Below are 20,634 nucleotides of genomic sequence, written 5' to 3'. Positions count from 1 at the left end.
TATGTCCCGCAGCGGTCTGCCACCTCCGCCGCGAGGATGAAATCGCGCTCAGTCGCGTGGACGAGATCCGCCGAGCGCCCCGGAATCGGGGCCAGTGAGACGCGCGCGAACGCTTTCGTCTCCGTGCGGAGGAATCGGGGATACGATGACCGACAGAACCAGGATCAACGACGATTCGAATGAAGGAACATCACCATGTCCGATCATCTCTCCGACGCCCACCATCCCTCGGGCGATCACAACTCCGCTGGCGGCCACCGCAACGCCGGGTCGCAGGGCGACCATCTCTCCGATTCCGACCACCTCGCGGTCCTCGGCTACGGCGACTCCTTCGAACGGTCGATGAGTCCGTGGGCGAACTTCGCACTCGGCTTCACCTATCTCTCCCCGCTCGTCGGCGTCTATTCGCTGCTGGCCGTCGCTCTGTCCACCGGTGGGCCGCCGGCGATCTGGTGGATCGTCATCGTCGCCTGCGGGCAGCTGCTCGTCGCACTCGTCTTCGGTGAGGTCGTCTCCCAGTTCCCCATCGCCGGCGGCATCTACCCATGGGCGCGTCGCCTGTGGAGCAAGCGCTATGCGTGGATGGCGGCCTGGGTCTACATCTGCGCGCTCATCGTCACCATCACCTCGGTGGCCGAGTTCGGCAGCGGATTCCTCGCCAGCCTCTTCGGACTCACACTCAACCGGAACACCACCCTCGTCCTCGGCCTCGCCCTGCTGGTGTTGGCCCTGGCGATCAACTTCTCCGGCACGAAATGGCTGGCCAGGATCGCCCGCATCGGTCTCTTCGCCGAACTCATCGGCGTCATCGGACTCGGCCTCTTCCTCCTCATCTTCGAACGCAAGCACAGCTTCTCCGTCTTCTTCGACACCATGGGCACCGCCGGTGACGGCAGCTATCTGCCCGTGTTCATGGGCGCCGCGATCGCAGGACTGTTCCTCTTCTACGGCTTCGAGGCCTGCGGCGATGTCGCCGAAGAGGTGTCGAATCCGGCGCGAGGGATCCCCAAGGCGATGCTCATGACGATCTTCGTCGGCGCGATCTCCGCCCTGTTCTCCTTCGGCGGCTACGTGCTCGCCGCCCCGAATCTGGAGGCGATCGTCGCCGGTGAGGTCGAGGATCCGATTCCGTCGATCCTCGAGGGCAGCCTCGGCACCGTCGGTGCGAAGCTCTTCCTGCTCGTCGCGATCCTCGCGTTCATCTCCTGCGTGCTCAGTCTCCAGGCCGCGGCCTCGCGGCTGATCTTCAGCTTCGCCCGGGACGGCATGATGCCCGGTCACCGCTGGCTGTCGAAGGTCACCGACGGCACGAAGATCCCGCACAACGCGCTCATCGTCGCCTGCACGGCACCGGCGCTGATCTGCGTGCTCATCTGGTTCAACGACGGAATCCTCGTGGCCGTGACCTCCTTCGCGATCCTCGGCATCTACCTGGCATTCCAGATGGTCGTCGCCGGAGCCCTGCGGCAGCGGCTGAAGGGCTGGAAGCCCGCCGGGCCGTGGTCGCTGCGCGGGTGGGGGATCGTCGTCAACTTTGCGGCTCTGGCCTACGGGATCTTCGCCATGATCCTGCTCTCGCTGCCAGGGGATTCCGGATCGTTCTTCGCCGATTGGATCGTCCTCATCGGCCTCGTCGTCGTCCTCGTCGTCGGGTTCATCTACCTGTTCATCGCCCGCCCCGACCGGAAATCCGACGCCCCCGAGGATGATGCCATCGCCGTCGCCGAGGCGATCCGAGCCCGCCGGGCGAAGATGTAGGGGCGGGCGCACTGGGATCCCCGAAGAGTGGTCGCAAACGGACTCCTCTCACGAACGTAGGTCGCAAACGGACTCCTCTCACGAACGTAGGTCGCAAACGGACTCCTCTCACGAACGTAGGTCGCAATCGGACACCGCCCTCGAACGTAGGTCGCAAACGGACACCACTCACGAATGTAGGTCGCAATCGGACATTTTCTGACCTCCGAAGTGTCCGATTGCGACCTAAGTTTCGGCCCGAATGTCCGTTTGCGACCTAAGTTTCGGCCCGAATGTCCGTTTGCGACCACTGTTTCGCGAGCAGAATCCAGTAGCAGCCTCCTTTCTGCTCGCTTGGCATGGCCGTGATGGCGCACATCGCTGAGCCAACCTGGTCAACACAGAACCCACTTGGACACTCATACCTGTGCAAAGATTCGCCACTGCTCTCGCGACCACACCCGACCCACTCGTTTGCGCTTTGCTCTGAAGGAACACCGCCGGATACTTTTCGCTTTCGGAATCGACCGGGAGTGGCCGCCTCACCTTTGGCACGAATGCAACCCAGGAGTCCGCAGAGGCCCGCCCTCGAAGCGAATCTCCTGTTCAGGGTGCGGTCGGCACAGCCACCCGGATCCTCCCGTATGCGGCTCGCGAACCATCCATGGTCTGCTCGAGGCAACTGTCCGACTCACCTCCATTCAGCTGTGGACACCATCGCGGCTCGAGCGTGAACTGCCTGTGGATGGGCAACAGTCGACCACAACCGCCTCGGGCAGGTCTTCCCTCGCCCAGAACCCCCGTGAACTATCTGTGCATGAAGCATCCGGTGAACTATGCGCACTACCCAGCAGTCCTCTCGGTTTCGGAAGCGCGAGCGCGAGGAGCCTCCGAGTACGACATCAGGTCCGGGCGTGGTTTTCCTCCTGCCACGTGGGGTATCCGCTTCGACGGCTCTGTCTCCACCGAATTCCCGATACCCACTTGGGCAGATGACGCATGGATCGATGAGGCGCAGCTGTTGACGGCCATCGTCTACAGACACCCGGGGGTCGTCGCCTGCAGAGAAACTGCTGCACGCCTATTCGGGTGGCCGTTGCCCAGCTCACTCAGAAGCGACATTCTTCATCTGGGAACTTCGGACATCAACAAACGCATTCGCAGAAGAGGCATCACACTGCATCGAATGAGAACGCTCAGATCAATCGAGTGGTTGAAGTTGCCGGTCCTGAACCCACTTCAGGTATTCAGCCAGCTCGCTTCCGTCTGTTCGGTGGAGTCGCTGGTGAAAGTTGGTGACGCGGCGATCGGCAACTGGAAGAGCCCACCCCAATTCACGTTGGCGACTTTGACCGAGCACATCTCCGAAACAAAACACCTCAGGGCCAGGCCAAAGCTCGAAGCCGCTGTCGACCTCATTCGAGAAGACGTCGACTCGCCGATGGAAACAGACCTCCGCCTCTGGGCCATCTCCCGAAACCTGCCTGAACCAGAGGTCCACCCTGCCGTGTACTGTCCGACGATCGATCGCACCCTGCATCCCGACCTCGGCTACCCGAAGAAAAAGCTTGCGCTGGAGTACGAGGGAGATCATCACCGAATCTCCGAATACCAATGGGCCGCCGACATCGATCGAGTCAACGCGCTGAGAGCAGCTGGCTGGACCGTCATTCGGGTGACAAAATCGACCAGTCGTCAGCAACTCGAGCGCGATATCCGCCACCACCTCGGGCTGCAATGAAGAATATAGGTCACCATCGGACATTTCTGGCGGCAAAAAGTATCCGATAGCGACCTAACTTTCGACCCGAGTATCCGATAGCGACCAATATTCGCACGAAGCTACCGGGCCACCTGGCCGTCGCGAACCCACCTGGTCGCGAGGTTACCGGGCCGTCGCGCAGCCAACGGGCTACCGGGCCTCGGTGCCGCGGCGAGGCGGGCCCTACTCAGACCCCGAATTCGGAAGCGAAGACCCACCGCTGTGAGCGGCTTCGGTCAGGAGCGCTTCGAGGTCGCCGGAAGCCTCAGGGCGTACGGCGAACTGAGCCGCTGACGTCCTCTCGGTTCAGTCGCCGCAGGGAGAGCGCGGCGCGGGTCTGCGGCGAGGGTCCGCGGCGAGGGTCTGCAGCGCGGGTCTGCGGCGAGGGTGCACGGCGCGGGTCTGCGGCGCGCGAAGCGCAGACCGCGCCACCCAGCACATAAAAATACATAGCTATGCATAACCATTCGACACGTGAGTGATATGCCGTTAGGCTAGTGGACATGTCGAAAGTACTGTCTTCGCTCCCAGTCGGTGAGCACGTTGGAATCGCCTTCTCCGGCGGCCTGGACACCTCCTGCGCGGTTGCGTGGATGCGCCACAAGGGTGCCGTCCCCTGCACGTACACGGCCGACATCGGCCAGTACGACGAACCGGATCTGGAGTCGGTGACCGAACGCGCCAAGGAGTACGGTGCCGAGATCGCCCGCTTCGTCGACGCCAAGCGCCTGCTCGTCGAAGAGGGCTTCGTCGCCCTCCAGTGCGGCGCCTTCAACGTCCGCTCCGGCGGCAAGACCTACTTCAACACCACCCCGCTGGGCCGCGCGGTCACCGGCACCATGCTCGTGCGGGCCATGAAGGACGACGGCGTCGACATCTGGGGCGACGGCTCGACCTACAAGGGCAACGACATCGAGCGCTTCTACCGCTACGGCCTCATGGCGAACCCGAAGCTGCGCATCTACAAACCCTGGCTCGACTCGGAATTCGTCGAGGAGCTCGGCGGCCGGCAGGAGATGAGCGAATGGCTCGTCGAACACGGCTACCCCTACCGCGACTCCGCGGAGAAGGCCTACTCGACGGATGCGAACATCTGGGGCGCCACCCACGAGGCGAAGACCCTGGAGTTCCTCGACGCCGGCCTCGACATCGTCGAACCGATCATGGGCGTGGCCGCCTGGCGCGAAGACGTCGAGGTCAAGACCGAAGAGGTCTCGGTCCGCTTCGAGGCCGGCCGCCCTGTCGCCATCAACGGCGAGGAGTTCGACGACCCGGTGGCGCTGGTCTTCAAGGCCAATGAGATCGGCGGCCGCCACGGACTCGGCGTCTCCGACCAGATCGAGAACCGCATCATCGAGGCGAAGTCCCGCGGCATCTACGAGGCCCCGGGCATGGCGCTGCTGCATGTGACCTACGAACGCCTCCTCAACGCCATCCACAACGAGGACACCATCGCCCTCTACCACGAAGAGGGCCGTCGCCTGGGCCGCCGCATGTACGAAGGCCGCTGGCTCGACCCGCAGTCGCTCATGCTGCGCGAATCCATGCAGCGGTGGGTCGCCTCGGCGATCACCGGCGAGGTCACCCTGCGCCTGCGCCGCGGCGACGACTACACGATCGTCAACACCGAAGGCCCGAACCTGTCCTACCACCCGGAGAAGCTGTCGATGGAGCGCGTGGGCGACGCCGCCTTCGGCCCCGAAGACCGCATCGGCCAGATGACCATGCGCAACCTCGACATCGCCGACTCGCGCGCCCGTCTCGAGCAGTACGCGGCCATGGGCATCGTGTCCGGCCCGACCTCGGAGCTCGTGGGCTCGCTGGAGGCAGGCGGTGCGGAGGAGATCGCGAACTCCGGCGCCGAGGTGGATGAAGCCGGCGACCTCGCCGGACTGTCCGCGGCCTTCGACGCCGGCACGGACTGAGTTCCGCGCCGGACGGTTCGAGAGCTTCCGGAGACACTGCGCAGCATGAGACTCGCGGCCTCCGGCTGAGAACTGGAAGCGGCCGGCAGGTGCGCTCCACGATCTGATGGATCTTGGGGCTCACCTGCCGGCCGCTTCTTCTATTCACTGCCTGCGCGACTTCCGCGGGGGCGATCCCAACAATTTTCATGTAATGACAAATAATGCTTTGAATTCTCTTTTGACCTGACAAATTTGCCTGTAGCGTGGTGACTGCGTCCCGCCCAGGGAACGACGGAGAGCACTGCTCGTCCATGCGCGCCCATTGCACGCACCGACGAAGCGCGCCTCACGTGCAGCACAGACACCCGCATGCATTCGAAGGAGAATCCCATGCCCCAGCGACTCGGAATCGCGGTCATCGGTGCCGGAATGGCCGGTCGAGCACACGCCGCTGCCTGGCGAGCCGCCCCTGCCGCCGGAATCGGAAGCCTGCCGGACCTCGAACTCGTCTCCGTCTGCGACATCGCCGGCGATCTTGCCGCAGCCACCGCCTCGCGGTACGGGTTCACCCGTCATGACACCGACTGGCAGCACATCGTCGACGCCGATGACATCGACATCGTCAGCGTCGTCGTCGCCAACTCCCTCCATCAGCAGATCGTCGAAGCCCTGCTGGCCGCGGGCAAGCACGTCCTGTGCGAGAAACCGCTGACCGACACCGTCACCGACGCCGAATCCATGGTCGCCGCCGCGAACGACGCAGACTCTGTCGCGCGCCTCGGCTTCACCTTCCGACGCACACCGGGCCTCGCCGCGATCAAGGACTTCATCAACGACGGCACTCTGGGCGAGGTCCACCACATCAACGCCTGGTACTGGACCGATTACGCCTGCTCCCCCACTGCCCCGATGAGCTGGCGCTACCGCGGCGAACTCGGCAGCGGAGCTCTTGCCGATGTCGGCAGCCACCTCACCGACACCGTCGAATTCCTCGCCGGGCCCATCCGGAAGGTCTCCGGCGGACGTTTCCACACCGCCATCACCTCCCGCCCGCTCCCGCTGGGTCACGTGGTCGGACACGACCACGCCGAGGTCAGCGACGAATACGAGCCGGTCGGCAACGACGACTACGCCGGATTCAGCGTCGAATTCCCCACCGGGGCCGGTTTCCTCCAAGTCTCGCGGATCGCCGCGGGCCACCCCAACAGCCTCGGAGTCGAAGTCTTCTGCGCCAACGGCTCCGCCGGCTTCGACTTCCGCTTCCCCGGCCAGATCGTCCTCAACCGCAGCATCGACGACGCGGCGGCCACCGGATTGACGACGATACAGCTGGGACCCGAGCACCCCTATATCGCGAACGGGCTGGCAATGGCCGCGCCCGGAGTGGGAGTGGGCCAAAACGACGGGTTCGTCTTCCAGGCCCGGGCCTTCCTCGATGAGGTCGCCGGCATCGCCGAGGCGGACTCCCTGCCTCGCTGTGCACCATTCTCCGATGGCCTGCATGCACTCCAGGTCCGAGATGCGGTCATCGACTCGGCCAACGACAACGGACATGAGAAAGAGGTTCAGTCATGAAATTCGGCGCCTACACAGCCATCCTGCACGACCGCCCGCTGCCCGAGGCCCTGACCGTGCTCAGAGAGCTCGGCCTCAGCGCGGCAGAGATCAACGTCGGCGGATTCCTCCCACCCGTCCATATGCCGACGATCGATGACATCCTCACCTCCGATGATGCGCGAGACGAGTACCTCGGCACCTTCGCCGAGGCGGGGGTCGAGCTGGCGGGCCTCAATGCCAATGGCAACCCGCTCCACCCCGATCCGCAGATCGGCCCGCCGACGCTGAGCGACATCGAACGTGCCATCGCCGTGGCGAACCGGCTCGGTCAGACTCGAGTGGTGACGATGTCCGGACTGCCGGGCGCGGACGCCTCGGCACCCAAACCGACGTGGGTCGTCAACCCCTGGGAGTCCTCACTGCTCGACACACTCGACGAACAGTGGGCCGCAGCCACCCCGATCTGGGCAGATCTCGATCGGCTCGCCGGCGACAATGGTGTGAAGATCGCCATCGAAATGCATCCGCACAACCTCGTATTCAATCCCGCCACACTCGAGCGTCTCGTCGAGAGCATCGGGGCTGAGAACGTCGGCGCGGAGATGGATCCCTCCCATCTGTTCTGGCAGGGCATCGATCCGGTCGCAGCGATCGAGCACCTCGGCGAACTCGTCGTCCATGCCGCGGCCAAGGATGTGCGCATCAACGAGGCCGCGAAGATCCACGGCGTCCTCGACGATCGGCACACGCGATTCACCGGCGAGCGGATCACCGAGCTCCGAGGCGGTGCCGCGATCAACGCGTGGCCGCAGGGCTCCTCGTGGGACTTCGTCGCCCTCGGCCATGGCCACGACCAGGATTTCTGGAACCGGTTCGTCTCGGCCCTGAAGAAGGTCGTCCCGGACATCGCTGTGCACATCGAGCACGAAGACGAATCCCTGGGACGCATCGAGGGGCTGCAGACCGCCGCCGAGGTTCTTCTCACCGCTGCCGAGTCGGCGAATCCTGCGGGTCAGCCCTCGTCGGCGGCTCCCGCCGAGTAAGCTCAGACGCAGACCACGACAGGACAGGAGCACATGGCACGCGAACCCGAGACCGAACTGCCGGCAGAGTTCTTCGGTCCCCTCGATCGCTCCCCCGGAGCCGTGCCGCTCTATGTCCAGATCGCCCGCAGACTGGAAGCGGCGATCTCCTCCGGCCAGCTCGTCGCCGGAACCCGGCTCGAGAACGAGGTGGCGATGGCCAAGCGGATCGGCCTGTCACGGCCGACCGTGCGCCAGGCGATCCAAGACCTTGTGGACAAAGGGCTGCTGGTGCGCAGACGCGGAATCGGAACCCAGGTGATCCAGCGCCCCGTCGCCAGGCCCGTCGATCTCACCAGCCTCTACGAGGACCTCGAGAAGTCGGGCAATCCGCCGAAGACCGTCGTCCTCTCCCACCGGGTCGAAGCCGCAGACGCCGACAGCGCCGAGAGGCTGGGGGTGCCCGTCGGGTCTCCCTGCCTCCATCTGCGGCGCCTGCGCCTCGTCGGGTCGACGCCGCTGGCCATCCTGCACAATGTCCTGCCCGCCCGATTCACCGATATCACCGCCGAGGAGCTCGTGAACTCCGGCCTCTATGAAACCCTGCGGGCGCGCGGAGTCGTGTTCTCCGTGGCCCAACAGCGAATCGGAGCGAAGGCGGCCGATGCGGAAGAGGGCGAGCTCCTGGAGATCGAAACGGGTGCGCCGCTGCTGACGATGCACCGCACCGCACACGACCACAGCGGAGGGATCGTCGAATGGGGCGACCACTGCTATCGCCCCGACCTCTACTCGTTCGAGACGACCCTCGTCTCCCGCTGATCGCCGAGTTCCCAAGGCAGCACCGAACCCTCGCCCCCATTCGCCGATCGGCGCACCCTCGCGGGCGCTGCTTCCGGCAGCTCATCCGCTCCGAGCTGCAGCCAGACCCTTCCGAGGACGCCGAAACAGCAAGGATTGCCCAGAAGGGGTGACGACGCGAACAAACAATGATATTGTCATGACAAATACTTTGTCCTGACAAAGGATCGATCCGCATCGGCACAGCAGCCGCGGGGAAGGAATGACGAGAATGACCTCATCGCCTGGCTCGGCTCCTCGAACCTCACCGTTCGACCTCATCACCATCGGACGCATCGGCGTCGACATCTATCCGCTGCAGGACGGCGTCGGCCTCGAAGAGGTCGAGACCTTCGGCAAGTACCTCGGCGGCTCCGCCTCGAACGTTGCCGTCGCCGCAGCCAAGCACGGCCTCGACGCCGCCGTCATCACCGCCACCGGCGATGACCCCTTCGGCCGGTACCTGCACAACGAGGTCGCCCGCCTCGGCGTCGACAACCGCTGGGTCGGCACGAACCCGAACTACAACACCCCCGTGACCTTCTGCGAGATCTTCCCGCCCGACGACTTCCCGCTCTACTTCTACCGCGACCCCAAGGCGCCGGACCTCGATCTGACCGAGTCCGACCTCGACCTCGAGGCGGTCGCCGCGGCGAAGATCTTCTGGTCCACCGTCACCGGACTGAGCGTCGAACCCAGCCGCAGCACCCATCACGCCGCATGGGCGGCACGCGGGCACGCCGAACACACCGTCCTCGACCTCGACTACCGACCGATGTTCTGGCAGAGCCCCGAGATCGCCAGCGCCGAGGTGGGGCGCGCACTCGAACACGTCACCGTGGCCGTGGGCAACCGTGAGGAATGCGAGATCGCCGTCGGCGAGACCGAACCCGAGCGGGCCGCCGACGCACTGCTCGAGCGCGGAGTCGAACTCGCCATCGTCAAGCAGGGCCCCAAGGGCGTGCTCGCGAAGACCGCCGACGAGCGGGTCGAAGTTCCGCCCTACCCCGTCGACGTCACGAACGGCCTCGGCGCCGGTGACGGCTTCGGCGGTGCGCTGTGCCAGGGACTGCTTGCCGGCTGGGACCTCGAATACGTGCTGAAGTTCGCCAATGTCGCCGGTGCCATCGTCGCCACCCGCCGCGAATGCTCGACCGCGATGCCCGCCACCGAAGAGATCACCGCCGTGATCGGCACCAACGACCAGAAGGAAGCCCGCGCATGACATCGGATGCCCCCTCCCTCGACATCGTCACCGACGATGCCATCGCCGAACTGCGCGAGGCGCGTTTCACCGACCCCGGTGCCATCACCCGAGCCTGGGCCTCCCGCACCCGCCGCAGCATCAGCGGTCCGGATTCCCGTCTGTTCATCGTCGCCGCCGACCACCCCGCCCGCGGGGCCATGAAGGTCGGCGACGATCCGCTGGCCATGGCCGACCGTGTCGATCTCGTCGCCCGGCTGGCCACCGCGCTCTCGCGGCCAGGCGTCGACGGAGTGCTCGCCACCGCGGAGATCCTCGACGACCTCGCCTTCCTCGGGCACCTCGAGAACAAGCTGGCCGTGGGCTCGATGAACCGCGGCGGCCTGGCCGGCTCCAGCTTCGAAATCGACGACCGCTTCACCGGTCACACCGTCGAGCGCATGTCCCGCGACGGAATCGACCTCGCCAAGACCCTGCTGCGGATCAACCTCGCGGACCCCGCCACCACCTCGGCGCTCATGGCCAATGCCGCAGCCGTGAACGCCTGCGCAGACACCGATCTGCCGGTGATGCTCGAGCCGTTCATGAGCGAATGGGTCGACGGCAAGGTGCGCAATGTGCTCACCCCCGAAGCCGTCATCCGGTCGATCGGCATCGCGCAGGGGCTCGGCACGACCTCGACCCACACTTGGCTGAAGATCCCCGTCGTCGACGACATGGAGCAGGTCATGGCAGCGACGACTCTGCCGACCCTGCTGCTCGGAGGCGAGCGCTCGGATGATCCCGAGGCGACCTTCCGCAGCTGGGAGAATGCCCTGGCACTGCCCGGTGTGCGCGGCCTCGTCATCGGCCGTTCGGTCGTCTACCCGGCCGACGGCGATGTCATCGGCTCCGTCGACCGCGCCGCCGCACTGGTCCACAGCACAGAAAGGATTCCGGCATGATCAACGAATGGTTCTACCCCCGCGGAGAGCTCGCCAGGGACGGCTTCGAGTCCGTCGTCGATTCGACTCTTCCGGGGTGGGCGCACACCGGGTTCCGCGCCGCCACGCTCGGCGGAGACCAGCCGAGCTCGGTCGAACTCGCCGCCGAGGCGGTCGAGAGGGTCTTCGTGCCGCTGGCCGGTGAGTCCTTCACCGTCGACTACGTCCTCGCCGACGGCACCACCGGCAGCCAGGAGCTGGCCGGTCGGACCTCGGTCTTCCACGGACCGGCCGACTGTCTCTACCTACCCACCGGCTCCAGTGCCACGGTCACCTCGGCGAAGGGTCGGATCTCGGTCTCCGAAGCACCGACGACGGAGACGCGCCCCGTCCAACACCTCCCCGCTGCCGAGGTCCCGGTCGAACTGCGCGGTTCGGGAATCTCGAGCCGACAGGTCCACAACTTCGCGACCCCGGCGGGCCTCGACTGTGTGAAGATCATCGCCTGCGAGGTCATCACTCCGGGCGGCAACTGGTCATCCTATCCCCCGCACAAGCACGACGAGGCGATCGCCGGTTCCGAGTCCCGCCTCGAAGAGATCTACTACTTCGAGACCGCGGTTTCGCGTGCCTCGAACGCACCGGCCGAGGCCGATCCCTTCTCCCTGTTCTCGACCTACTCCTCGGCCGCCGGCGAGATCACCACCTCGGCGACGGTGCGCACAGGCGATATCGCCCTCGTCCCCTACGGGTACCACGGCCCCCTCGCCGCCGCACCCGGCTACGACAACTACTACCTCAATGTCATGGCCGGCCCCGATGACGAACGCATCTGGCTCATCAGCGACGACCCCGCCCACGGCTGGGTCCGCGAGGAATGGGACGACCTCGAGTTCGACTCTCGGCTGCCCTACACCGCGGACGAACAGAACCCCGCCTAGAGACATCAGACTTCGAAGGAGAAGTGACATGACTGTGACGATGACCGTGGCTCAGGCGCTGACGACCTTCCTGTCCCGTCAGTACACCGTCGACGGAGACATCCGCCAGCGCACGATCGCGGGGATGTTCGGCATCTTCGGGCACGGCAATATCGCAGGCATGGGTCAGGCTCTGCGTCAGCTCAGCCACGATGAGCCCGACGCGATGCCCTATCACCAGGCCCGCAACGAACAGGCGATGGCCCATCAGGCCGCAGGCTTTGCGAGGATGAATCGTCGACGCTCGACCTTCGCAGCGGCCGCTTCGGTGGGGCCGGGTGCGGCGAACATGCTCACCGGAGCGGCCCTGGCCACGGCCAATCGCCTGCCGGTCCTGCTGTTGCCTTCGGACACCTTCGCGACCCGCGTCTCCGATCCGGTGCTCCAGCAGCTCGAACACCCCCACGACACATCGTTACAGGTCACGGACGCGTTCCGACCGCTCTCCCGTTACTTCGACCGAGTCGAACGCGGCGAGCAGCTGTTCTCCATCGCGCTGGCGGCCATGCGGGTGCTCACCGATCCTGCCGAAACTGGTGCGGTCACGATCGCACTGCCCGAAGACGTCCAAGCCGAAACCATCGAGGTCCCGGATGAATTCCTGACCGAACGAGACTGGCACATCCGGCGGCCCCTTCCCGAGCCCGGCCCGCTCGAGCGTGCCGCCGCCGCGATCCGCGGGGCCGAGCGACCGCTGATCGTCGCCGGCGGCGGAGTGCTCTACTCCGCAGCCGAGGAAGAGCTGCGCTCCTTCGCCGAGGCGACCGGCATCCCCGTTGCCACCACCCAAGCCGGCGGTGGAGTGCTCGACCACGATCACCCGCTCAACCTCGGCGGGATCGGAGCAACGGGGTCGTCCGCGGCCAACCGGATCGCCGCCTCGGCGGACGTCGTCATCGGCATCGGCACTCGCTACAGCGATTTCACGACTTCGAGCCGAAGCGCCTTCGCCGATCCCGATGTCAGCTTCGTCAACCTCAACGTCGCGAGCTTCGATGCCTACAAGCACGGCAGCCGCTACCCCATCGTCGCCGACGCCCATGCCGGACTGGTGGGACTGAGCGAGCAGCTGGATGAGTTCCGAGTGGGCGAGGAGCATACGCGCCGGATCGATGTCGAACGCAGGAACTGGGTCGCCGAGGTCGATGCGGCCGTGGCGCCCACGCCCGCCGAACTGCCGGGCCAGCCCGAGATCATCGGTGCGGTCAACCGAGCTGTCGGTCCACGCGATGTCGTCATCCAAGCCGCCGGCTCCCTGCCGGGTGACCTGCAGAAGCTCTGGCGGACCCGGGACGCCCTGGGCTATCACGTCGAATACGCGTTCTCCTGTATGGGATACGAGATCGCCGGAGGCCTGGGAGTCCGGCGCGCCATCGAGGCCGCCGGTGATGACCGTGAGGCCGTCGTCATGGTCGGCGACGGCTCCTACCTCATGCTCCACACGGAACTCGTGACCGCCGTGGCCGAGGGCCTCAAGCTCATCGTCGTCCTCATCCAGAATCACGGCTATGCCTCGATCGGACACCTGTCGGAGACAGTCGGTGCACCCCGATTCGGCACCTGGTACCGCAGATACGATGCCGACTCCCCGGAGTTCCGCACCGACGAGATCCTGCCCGTCGACCTCGCAGCGAACGCTCGCTCCTACGGCGTCGACGTCGTCGAGATCGACCCCGGCCCCTCGGCGAGCACTCGCCTCGCCGAGGCCGTGGAGGCCGCCCGTGCGGCCGAGACCTCGACGCTCATCCACATCAACTCGGATCCGCTCGCCTATGCCCCTGAAGGCGAAGGGTGGTGGGACGTGCCGGTCGCGGCCGCGTCGACCATGGACGACACCCGAGCGGCCCGCTCTGCCTACGAGGACGAGCGCAGCCACCAACGGCCTCTGCTGTAGCCAGCCGATCGCCCAGGGCACGAAGACCACCGACAGCCGACCACAAGGACAGGACAATGACAACGCAGTCACTTCGCATCGGCACAGCACCCGATTCCTGGGGCGTGTGGTTGCCAGACCACCCGGGACAGGTCCCGTGGCAGCGCTTCCTCGATGAAGTCGTCGAGGCGGGATACACCTGGATCGAGCTCGGCCCCTACGGCTACCTGCCGACGAATCCCGAGCAGCTGCGCGAGGAGCTCGGCTCGCGGGGACTCAAACTCTCCGGCGGCACGGTATTCACCGGGTTCCACAAGACGGATGACCAGTTCGAGCGGGCCTGGAAGCAGGCCGAGGCGGTCGCCGCACTCACTGCCGAACTCGGCGGTGAGCACATCGTCGTCATCCCCGATCTGTGGCGCTCGGACACGAGCGGCCAGGCCCTCGAACCCCGGACGCTCGATGACGAGCAGTGGTCGCGTATGGCCGCCGGCCACGACGCTCTCGGCAAGGCCCTCTACGAAGAGTTCGGTCTCCGCCAGCAGTTCCACTCGCATGCCGACTCCCATGTCGGCACACATTCGGAAGTCGAACGCTTCCTCGAACTCACCGATGAGCGGTACACGAACCTCTGCCTCGACACGGGACACTTCTCGTACTACGGCGGGGACAACCTCAGACTCATCCACGACCACCCCTCGCGCATCGGCTATCTTCACCTCAAGCAGGTCGATCCGGTTCGGATCTTCGACGTCCTCAAGTCCGATACACCGTTCGGCGACGCGGTCGCGCAGGGAATCATGGTCGAGCCCGATCAGGGGATCCCTCCGCTCGACCCGATCATCGATGCCGTCGCGGCTCTCGACGAGAACACCTTCGCCATCGTCGAACAGGACATGTTCGGCTGCAGCGTCGACGCCCCGTTCCCGATCGCCGAACGGACGCTGAAGACGATCCTCGCGTCCACGGACGCCGCGGTCGTCGACCACTGACCCAGCTCATCGCCGCTCGATCCCACACACCGACAAGCCCGCAGCCCCACAGGAGAGACAATGACCGTGACAGACCCGCCTGAAGATTTCCGCGTCGGCATCGTCGGTGCCGGAATGATGGGCGCAGACCACGTCAAACGCATCACCTCGACGATCAGCGGGGCCACGGTCTCCGCCGTGGTCGACCCCGATGAGTCCCGGCTCGCCTCGGCGCTGGAGAACGCCCCCGGAGCCGTCGGCTGCTCCCGCATCGAAGACGCTCTCGAGGCCGGAGTGGTCGACGGGGTCCTCATCGCGACCCCCGGGTTCCTCCACGAACCCGTGCTGCTGCCCAGCCTCGAGGCCGGTCTCCCGATCCTGTGCGAGAAGCCTCTGACCCCGGACCCGGACTCCTCGTGGCGGATCCTCGAAGCCGAGCAGGCCACCGGCCGCCACCTCATCCAAGTCGGGTTCATGCGTCGTTTCGATCCCGAATACCGGCAGCTGCGCGAGCTCATCGACTCGGAGCAGGCCGGTGAGCTGCTCATGCTCCGCTGCGCCCATCGCAACCCGTCGGTCCCGGACTCCTACATGCAGGAGTCGCTCATCAACGACTCCGTCGTCCACGAATTCGACGTCGTACCCTGGCTGGCCGATTCCCCCATCCGCAGCCTCGAGGTCAAGCACGCTCGCCGCAATCGGCTCACGCCCGAACGCCTCCAGGAGCCGATCCTCGTACTCATGGAGCTGGCCAATGGCACGCTCGTCGATCTCGAGATGAACGTCAGCGTGCAGTTCGGCTATCAGGTGACCACCGAGGCCGTCTTCGATTCCGGAATCGCCCGCATCGGCGAGCCCACCGGCCTGCAGCTGTGGCATCAGGGGCGTTCGGGAATCGCCGAACATGCAGACTTCACCACCCGTTTCCGGACGGCCTACGACGATCAGGTTCAGGCCTGGGTCGACGCGGCGCGCTCGGGCGGCATCGCCGGCCCGTCTGCCTGGGACGGCTACAAGGTGGCCGTGGCCTGCCGGGAAGGCGTCGCCTCCCTGCTCGACGGCAGACCGCGCACGCTCGATCTGCCCGACACCCCTGACTTCTACCTCTGACCGACCTGCCCTCACGAACGCTTGGAGTATCAATGAAGATCGCCTACGATCCCACACCGCTGCACCACACGCACCGCCTGCTCGACTTCCCGGCCGTGACCGCCGACCTCGGATTCGACCATCTGCAGCTGACACCGCATCCGGACTTCGCCACTCACTTCCGATACCCGAAGATGGATCGCGCGCTCATCCGCCGCTTCGGGCAGGCCGTCGATGCCGCAGGGATCACGGTGCCCGCCCTGCTGCCCGTGCAGCGGATCGCCTGGCCGGATGAGGGCAAACGCGTCGCGGCGGTGAAGAACTTCCGCCGCGTCATCGAGATCGCCATCGACCTCGGCGTGACGACCATCAACACGGAATTCAGCGGTCGCCCGGAATCCTTTGAGGACTCCGAAGAGTCCTTCTACCGTTCGATGGACGAACTGCTGCCCATCGTCGAGAAGGAGGGGCTGAGGCTCAACTTCGACCCCCACCCCGACGACTTCGTCGAGGACGGGCACGAAGCCTGGCGAGTCCTGCGCGGTCTCGACTCCGAAGCGATCGGCTTCGTCTACGTCGCCTCGCACACCTTCCACTACGGCGACTGCCTCGCCACCCTGGCCGAGGAGCTCGGCGACCGACTGCGTGCCGTCTACATCTCCGATGCCTTCGACCACCGCGCCTCGCACGGGCTGCGGTACATCGCGAACCCGCCGACCACCTCGGCGCGGGTGCATCAGCATCTCAAGGTCGGGGACGCCGACGTCGATTTCGACGCTCTCTTCGGCGTGCTGAACGCAACCGGGTTCCTCGCCCGCGAAGACTCTCTCCTCGTGTCCAATGTGTTCGGGGAGAACGAGAACAATGACGCCGTCAGCCGATTCCAGAAACAGCGGATCGATGAACTCATCTCCGCACAGGCAGGTCCCACCGGCTGAGGCGGCGCGCAGCCACCGTCGAATCGCATCGAGAAGTTCGAGACCGAAGCATCGGAAAATCATTCAAAGGAGAGTGAACGTTCATGAGCGGAGAAGGCAAGAGTCTGGTCGATCTTCCACCGGACACGAAGGGACCACACACCACACGCCTGGGCATCATCGCCGTCGTCGCCACATTCGGCGGCCTGCTGTTCGGCTATGACACCGGCGTCGTCAACGGGGCCCTCGAGCCCCTCACCCACGATTTCGGTCTGACACCGCGGACCGAGGGACTCGTCGTCAGCTTCCTCACCATCGGTGCGGCCTTCGGCGCCGTCATCGGCGGTCGACTCTCCGATGCCTTCGGACGCCGATCGAACATCCTGCTGCTCGCCTGCTTCTTCATCGTCGGGACCCTGGCCTGTGCACTGTCGCCCAATTGGCAGTTCCTCGCCGGGGCGCGCTTCTTCCTCGGATTGGCTGTGGGCGCGGCATCGACGACAGTGCCCGTCTACCTGGCCGAACTCGCGCCCTTCGAACGGCGCGGCTCACTGGTCACCCGCAACGAGGTGATGATCGTCGTCGGCCAGTTCGCGGCCTTCGTCATCAACGCGGTCATCTTCAACGTCTGGGGAGAGCACGAGGGCGTATGGCGCTTTATGCTCGCCGTCGCCGTTCTGCCCGCCATCGCACTGCTCATCGGCATGCTCTTCCTGCCCGAGAGCCCCCGCTGGCTGATCTCGAAGAACCGCGATGATCAGGCTCTCGGCGTGCTCAAGCAAGTTCGTTCGGATGATCGCGCCGAGGCGGAGATGCGCGAAGTCGAACTGCTGGCAGAACAGGAAGAGGTCGCCAAGACCGGCGGTGTCTCGGACCTCGCATCGAAATGGGTGCTGCGCCTTGTCCTCATCGGCGTCGGCTTGGGCATCGCCCAGCAGCTGACGGGCATCAACTCCGTGATGTACTACGGGACGCAGCTGCTCACCGATGCGGGCTTCTCCGCCGATGCAGCGATCATCGCGAACACGCTCAACGGTCTCTTCTCCGTCATCGGCGTCACCGTCGGCATCCTGCTCATCAACAAGCTGCCGCGCAGATTCATGCTGTTGGGCGGATTCACGCTCACCAGCACGTTCCACCTGCTGATCGGCCTGTCCGCGGTGTTCCTGCCCGACGGAATGGGCAAGGCCTACACGATCCTCGTGTTCGTCGTGCTGTTCGTCTTCTCCATGCAGGGAACCCTGGGACCGCTCGTCTGGCTCATGCTTGCCGAGATCTTCCCGCTGAAGATCCGCTCCTTCGCGATGGGCATCTGCGTCTTCGCCCTCTGGCTGGCCAATGCCGCCGTTGCACAGTTCTTCCCGAGCGTGGTCAGCGGACTCGGAATCTCGAACACGTTCTTCCTCTTCGCCGGGCTCGGCGTGCTCGCTCTCATCTTCATCTACTTCATGGTTCCCGAAACCAGGAACAAGACGCTCGAAGACCTCGAAGCGGAATTCCGTTCGAAGTACGGGCAGTGAAGCCCGCCCGGCAGCGCTCTATTGGGCGCGTGCCCGGAACATCAGGCATTCTGACGGTCAGAGTCTGATCTGACGGTCATCGACGAGAAGGAGAAACCCATGTCCATCATGGTGGCAGTACCCGACAGCAACGCGGCTCCGGCAGCGATCACCGCGGCGATCGAAGAGGCGAAGCGGTTCGGCACCGACCTCGTCGTCATCCCGCTCGGCATCCAATCCGATTTCGACACCGCGGCATTCGATGAGTCCGGGGTTCCCTACCAGGTGATCGGACGTCAGGGGCGTGGCGACAGAGACCCCGCCGAGGCGGTCCTCGACGAACTCGACGAGCACCCTGAGATCATCCGCCTCGTCATCGGAATGCGCCGCCGGTCCCGAGTGGGCAAGATGCTCATCGGCTCGGTGAGCCAGCGTCTCCTGCTCGACTCGCCGGTCCCGGTTCTCGCCGTCAAGGGCTGAGAACCGAAAGCTCCGGTGGCGGGCCGAGCGGGTACGCACCCGCTCGGCCTGTCGACGTGAGCGCACGTCGTCGCGGCTGATCGGTCGGCGTCGCTGCCGGTCCTCTACCACTCACCGGCTCGCGCCGCTACGTGAGGTATCCCTCCGGCCGAGGTCCTCCTCAACGTCCTCACACAGGGCTATTCTGGGACTGGATCGCGCAGAACCGGGCTCTTCGCCCGCCCCGATCCCGCCGCACGCCATCGCTGTCGCCGCCGACAGCGAAAGCAGCCGGCAGAATGCGAACACAGACGGCATCAGGCGCACACCGAATGACACCCAAGGATGCCCCATGCCCAGTACGTCAAGCACCAGCACGCTGGAAGCAGCCGCCGCACACCACGCCCGCACCCATGCCCGCCTGTCGATGGCGGGGAAGATCGCGGCGATCCTCGCACTCACCCTGATCATCTACTTCATTCCAGCCCCTGAGGGCATCGACCCGCGTGGGATGCACATGGCGGGAATCTTCGCCGGAACCATCCTCGGCCTCATCCTGCAGCCGCTGCCGACGGCCTCGGTCGCTCTGGTCGGACTGGCCGCCGCCATGGTCACCGGCACGATGGATGCGAAGACCGAGGCCCTGCAGGGGTTCGGGAACTCGACCATCTGGCTGATCGTCGCCGCGTTCTTCATCGCCGACTGCTTCCTGCTCACCGGTCTGGGACGCCGCATCGCGCTGCTGTTCGTCTCGTGGCTCGGCAGGTCCTCGCTCGGCCTGTCCTACGGCATGGCGCTGGCCGACCTCGTCCTCTCCCCCGCCACACCGTCGAACACGGCCCGCGCAGGCGGCGTCGTCTACCCGATCGTCCGGTCGCTCGCTTCGGTCAACGACTCACACCCATCCAGCGCCGAGTCGCGGAAGAGACTGGGTTCCTACCTCTCCCTGACCTCGGTGCAGGTCAACACCATCACCTCGGCCTGTTCGTCACGGCTATGGCCGGCAACCCGTTGGCCGTGGGCTTCGCCGCCGATGCCGGTATCGACATCTCCTGGGGCACCTGGGCGCTGGCCGCGATCGTGCCCGGACTCGTCGCACTCATCGTTATGCCATGGTTCATGGCCAAGGTCTACAAGCCGGGCCTGACGAAGACCCCCGAGGCCCCCGCCCACGCGCGTGAGGAACTCAAGGAGCTCGGCTCCATGAGCCGCGGCGAGTGGACCATGCTCGCAACCTTCGCCCTCCTGCTCCTCCTGTGGGTGTTCGGTGACATGATCGGGGTGGATGCCACCTCGGCGGCCTTCGTCGGCGTGGCGATCCTCCTCATCACCAAGGTGCTGACGTGGAAGGACATGGCCGCCAACAGCGGCGCCTGGTCGACGCTGATCTTCTTCTCCGTGCTCGTGGGCATGGCCACCCACCTCAACACCCTCGGGGTGATCGGGTGGATCGGCGACGAGGTCGCCGGGCTGGTCGGCGGAATGCCGTGGATGGCCGCGTTCGCTGTGCTCAGCATCGTCTACTTCTACGTCCACTACCTCTTCGCATCGAACACGGCGCAGATCGTCGCGATGTACTCAGTGTTCCTCGGGGCGGCGATCGCCACCGGCGCTCCCCCGCTGTTCGCGGCACTGGCGCTGGGCTTCATCGGCAACCTCATCGGCGGCCTCTCGCACTACGCCTCGGGCCCCGCGGGCGTGATCTACGGCTCCGGCTACGTCACGACCGCCGAATGGTTCAAGGTCGGCTTCCTCGCCTCCGTCGTCAACATCCTCATCTGGAGCCTCGTCGGCGGCGGATGGATGTCCCTGCTCGGCATGTTGGGCTGATCCCCTCACCGAGTTGCGAATACCCCCTCGCCGAGGCGGTCCTGGCGATGGCATGGATCGCTCG

15 protein-coding genes and 1 pseudogene are annotated in these 20,634 nt (G+C 65.5%); all 16 read left to right on the top strand.

Going from position 1 to position 20,634, the window contains the following annotated elements; translation table 11 throughout:
- Positions 1-195: 195 nt before the first annotated feature.
- The 16 genes and pseudogenes from ACQE2J_RS02955 to ACQE2J_RS02880 all read left to right on the top strand — a co-directional run bounded on the left by ACQE2J_RS02955 (position 196) and on the right by ACQE2J_RS02880 (position 20,570).
- Positions 196-1,758 carry an APC family permease gene (locus ACQE2J_RS02955; RefSeq protein WP_425120488.1) on the top strand — a complete coding sequence of 521 codons (1,563 nt, stop codon included), beginning with the start codon at positions 196-198 and terminating at the stop codon, positions 1,756-1,758.
- A 1,165-nt stretch (positions 1,759-2,923) separates the two neighbouring features.
- Positions 2,924-3,478: a hypothetical protein gene (locus ACQE2J_RS02950; RefSeq protein WP_135539950.1), complete on the top strand. Its 555-nt coding sequence runs from the start codon at positions 2,924-2,926 to the stop codon at positions 3,476-3,478.
- Between the two features lie 524 nt (positions 3,479-4,002).
- Positions 4,003-5,424 (top strand): argininosuccinate synthase, encoded by a 1,422-nt coding sequence (gene argG, locus ACQE2J_RS02945; RefSeq protein WP_135539948.1) that lies wholly within the window; start codon positions 4,003-4,005, stop codon positions 5,422-5,424.
- A 372-nt stretch (positions 5,425-5,796) separates the two neighbouring features.
- The gene (locus tag ACQE2J_RS02940) at positions 5,797-6,981 is read left to right on the top strand and encodes a Gfo/Idh/MocA family protein (protein WP_426937034.1); all 1,185 of its coding nucleotides are present in this window, start codon (positions 5,797-5,799) and stop codon (positions 6,979-6,981) included.
- Positions 6,978-8,006, top strand: coding sequence for a sugar phosphate isomerase/epimerase family protein (locus ACQE2J_RS02935; protein WP_426937033.1), 1,029 nt, complete (start codon positions 6,978-6,980; stop codon positions 8,004-8,006). The genes ACQE2J_RS02940 and ACQE2J_RS02935 overlap by 4 nt, the downstream gene beginning before the upstream one ends.
- 33 nt (positions 8,007-8,039) lie before the next feature.
- On the top strand, positions 8,040-8,807 hold the full coding sequence (locus ACQE2J_RS02930) for a GntR family transcriptional regulator (protein ID WP_426937032.1): 768 nt from the start codon (positions 8,040-8,042) through the stop codon (positions 8,805-8,807).
- Positions 8,808-9,057: 250 nt separating this feature from the next.
- On the top strand, positions 9,058-10,050 hold the full coding sequence (gene iolC / locus ACQE2J_RS02925) for a 5-dehydro-2-deoxygluconokinase (RefSeq protein WP_426937031.1): 993 nt from the start codon (positions 9,058-9,060) through the stop codon (positions 10,048-10,050).
- Positions 10,047-10,973, top strand: a complete 927-nt coding sequence (locus tag ACQE2J_RS02920; RefSeq protein ID WP_426937030.1) for a Cgl0159 family (beta/alpha)8-fold protein — start codon at positions 10,047-10,049, stop codon at positions 10,971-10,973. Before iolC ends, ACQE2J_RS02920 begins: the two co-directional genes overlap by 4 nt.
- On the top strand, positions 10,970-11,893 hold the full coding sequence (gene iolB / locus ACQE2J_RS02915) for a 5-deoxy-glucuronate isomerase (RefSeq protein ID WP_135539937.1): 924 nt from the start codon (positions 10,970-10,972) through the stop codon (positions 11,891-11,893). Before ACQE2J_RS02920 ends, iolB begins: the two co-directional genes overlap by 4 nt.
- A 28-nt stretch (positions 11,894-11,921) precedes the next feature.
- Positions 11,922-13,826, top strand: coding sequence for a 3D-(3,5/4)-trihydroxycyclohexane-1,2-dione acylhydrolase (decyclizing) (iolD, locus tag ACQE2J_RS02910; RefSeq protein WP_135539935.1), 1,905 nt, complete (start codon positions 11,922-11,924; stop codon positions 13,824-13,826).
- A gap of 56 nt (positions 13,827-13,882) precedes the next feature.
- Complete coding sequence (locus ACQE2J_RS02905) at positions 13,883-14,797, top strand: sugar phosphate isomerase/epimerase family protein (protein WP_135539933.1); 915 nt, start codon at positions 13,883-13,885, stop codon at positions 14,795-14,797.
- Between the two features lie 60 nt (positions 14,798-14,857).
- Positions 14,858-15,886: a Gfo/Idh/MocA family protein gene (locus ACQE2J_RS02900; protein WP_135539931.1), complete on the top strand. Its 1,029-nt coding sequence runs from the start codon at positions 14,858-14,860 to the stop codon at positions 15,884-15,886.
- 32 nt (positions 15,887-15,918) lie between these two features.
- Positions 15,919-16,803, top strand: a complete 885-nt coding sequence (locus ACQE2J_RS02895) for a sugar phosphate isomerase/epimerase family protein (protein ID WP_426937029.1) — start codon at positions 15,919-15,921, stop codon at positions 16,801-16,803.
- 83 nt (positions 16,804-16,886) lie between these two features.
- Positions 16,887-18,302: a sugar porter family MFS transporter gene (locus ACQE2J_RS02890; protein ID WP_135539927.1), complete on the top strand. Its 1,416-nt coding sequence runs from the start codon at positions 16,887-16,889 to the stop codon at positions 18,300-18,302.
- 99 nt (positions 18,303-18,401) lie between these two features.
- Positions 18,402-18,761, top strand: coding sequence for a universal stress protein (locus tag ACQE2J_RS02885; RefSeq protein WP_135539925.1), 360 nt, complete (start codon positions 18,402-18,404; stop codon positions 18,759-18,761).
- A gap of 406 nt (positions 18,762-19,167) precedes the next feature.
- Positions 19,168-20,570, top strand: a pseudogene (locus ACQE2J_RS02880) (anion permease).
- Positions 20,571-20,634: the final 64 nt, after the last annotated feature.

The sequence above is a fragment of the Brevibacterium sp. LE-L genome, assembly GCF_050214925.1.
GTDB lineage: Bacteria > Actinomycetota > Actinomycetes > Actinomycetales > Brevibacteriaceae > Brevibacterium.
This window is presented reverse-complemented; position numbering and strand designations above follow the sequence as displayed.

Coding starts and splice junctions, on each gene's coding strand:
- ACQE2J_RS02890 (WP_135539927.1), top strand. CDS start 16,887: ATGAGCGGAGAAGGCAAGAGTCTGGTCGATCTTCCACCGGACACGAAG.
- ACQE2J_RS02895 (WP_426937029.1), top strand. CDS start 15,919: ATGAAGATCGCCTACGATCCCACACCGCTGCACCACACGCACCGCCTG.
- ACQE2J_RS02905 (WP_135539933.1), top strand. CDS start 13,883: ATGACAACGCAGTCACTTCGCATCGGCACAGCACCCGATTCCTGGGGC.
- argG (WP_135539948.1), top strand. CDS start 4,003: ATGTCGAAAGTACTGTCTTCGCTCCCAGTCGGTGAGCACGTTGGAATC.
- ACQE2J_RS02950 (WP_135539950.1), top strand. CDS start 2,924: ATGAGAACGCTCAGATCAATCGAGTGGTTGAAGTTGCCGGTCCTGAAC.
- ACQE2J_RS02930 (WP_426937032.1), top strand. CDS start 8,040: ATGGCACGCGAACCCGAGACCGAACTGCCGGCAGAGTTCTTCGGTCCC.
- ACQE2J_RS02935 (WP_426937033.1), top strand. CDS start 6,978: ATGAAATTCGGCGCCTACACAGCCATCCTGCACGACCGCCCGCTGCCC.
- iolD (WP_135539935.1), top strand. CDS start 11,922: ATGACTGTGACGATGACCGTGGCTCAGGCGCTGACGACCTTCCTGTCC.
- ACQE2J_RS02885 (WP_135539925.1), top strand. CDS start 18,402: ATGTCCATCATGGTGGCAGTACCCGACAGCAACGCGGCTCCGGCAGCG.
- ACQE2J_RS02900 (WP_135539931.1), top strand. CDS start 14,858: ATGACCGTGACAGACCCGCCTGAAGATTTCCGCGTCGGCATCGTCGGT.
- ACQE2J_RS02940 (WP_426937034.1), top strand. CDS start 5,797: ATGCCCCAGCGACTCGGAATCGCGGTCATCGGTGCCGGAATGGCCGGT.
- iolC (WP_426937031.1), top strand. CDS start 9,058: ATGACCTCATCGCCTGGCTCGGCTCCTCGAACCTCACCGTTCGACCTC.
- ACQE2J_RS02955 (WP_425120488.1), top strand. CDS start 196: ATGTCCGATCATCTCTCCGACGCCCACCATCCCTCGGGCGATCACAAC.
- iolB (WP_135539937.1), top strand. CDS start 10,970: ATGATCAACGAATGGTTCTACCCCCGCGGAGAGCTCGCCAGGGACGGC.
- ACQE2J_RS02920 (WP_426937030.1), top strand. CDS start 10,047: ATGACATCGGATGCCCCCTCCCTCGACATCGTCACCGACGATGCCATC.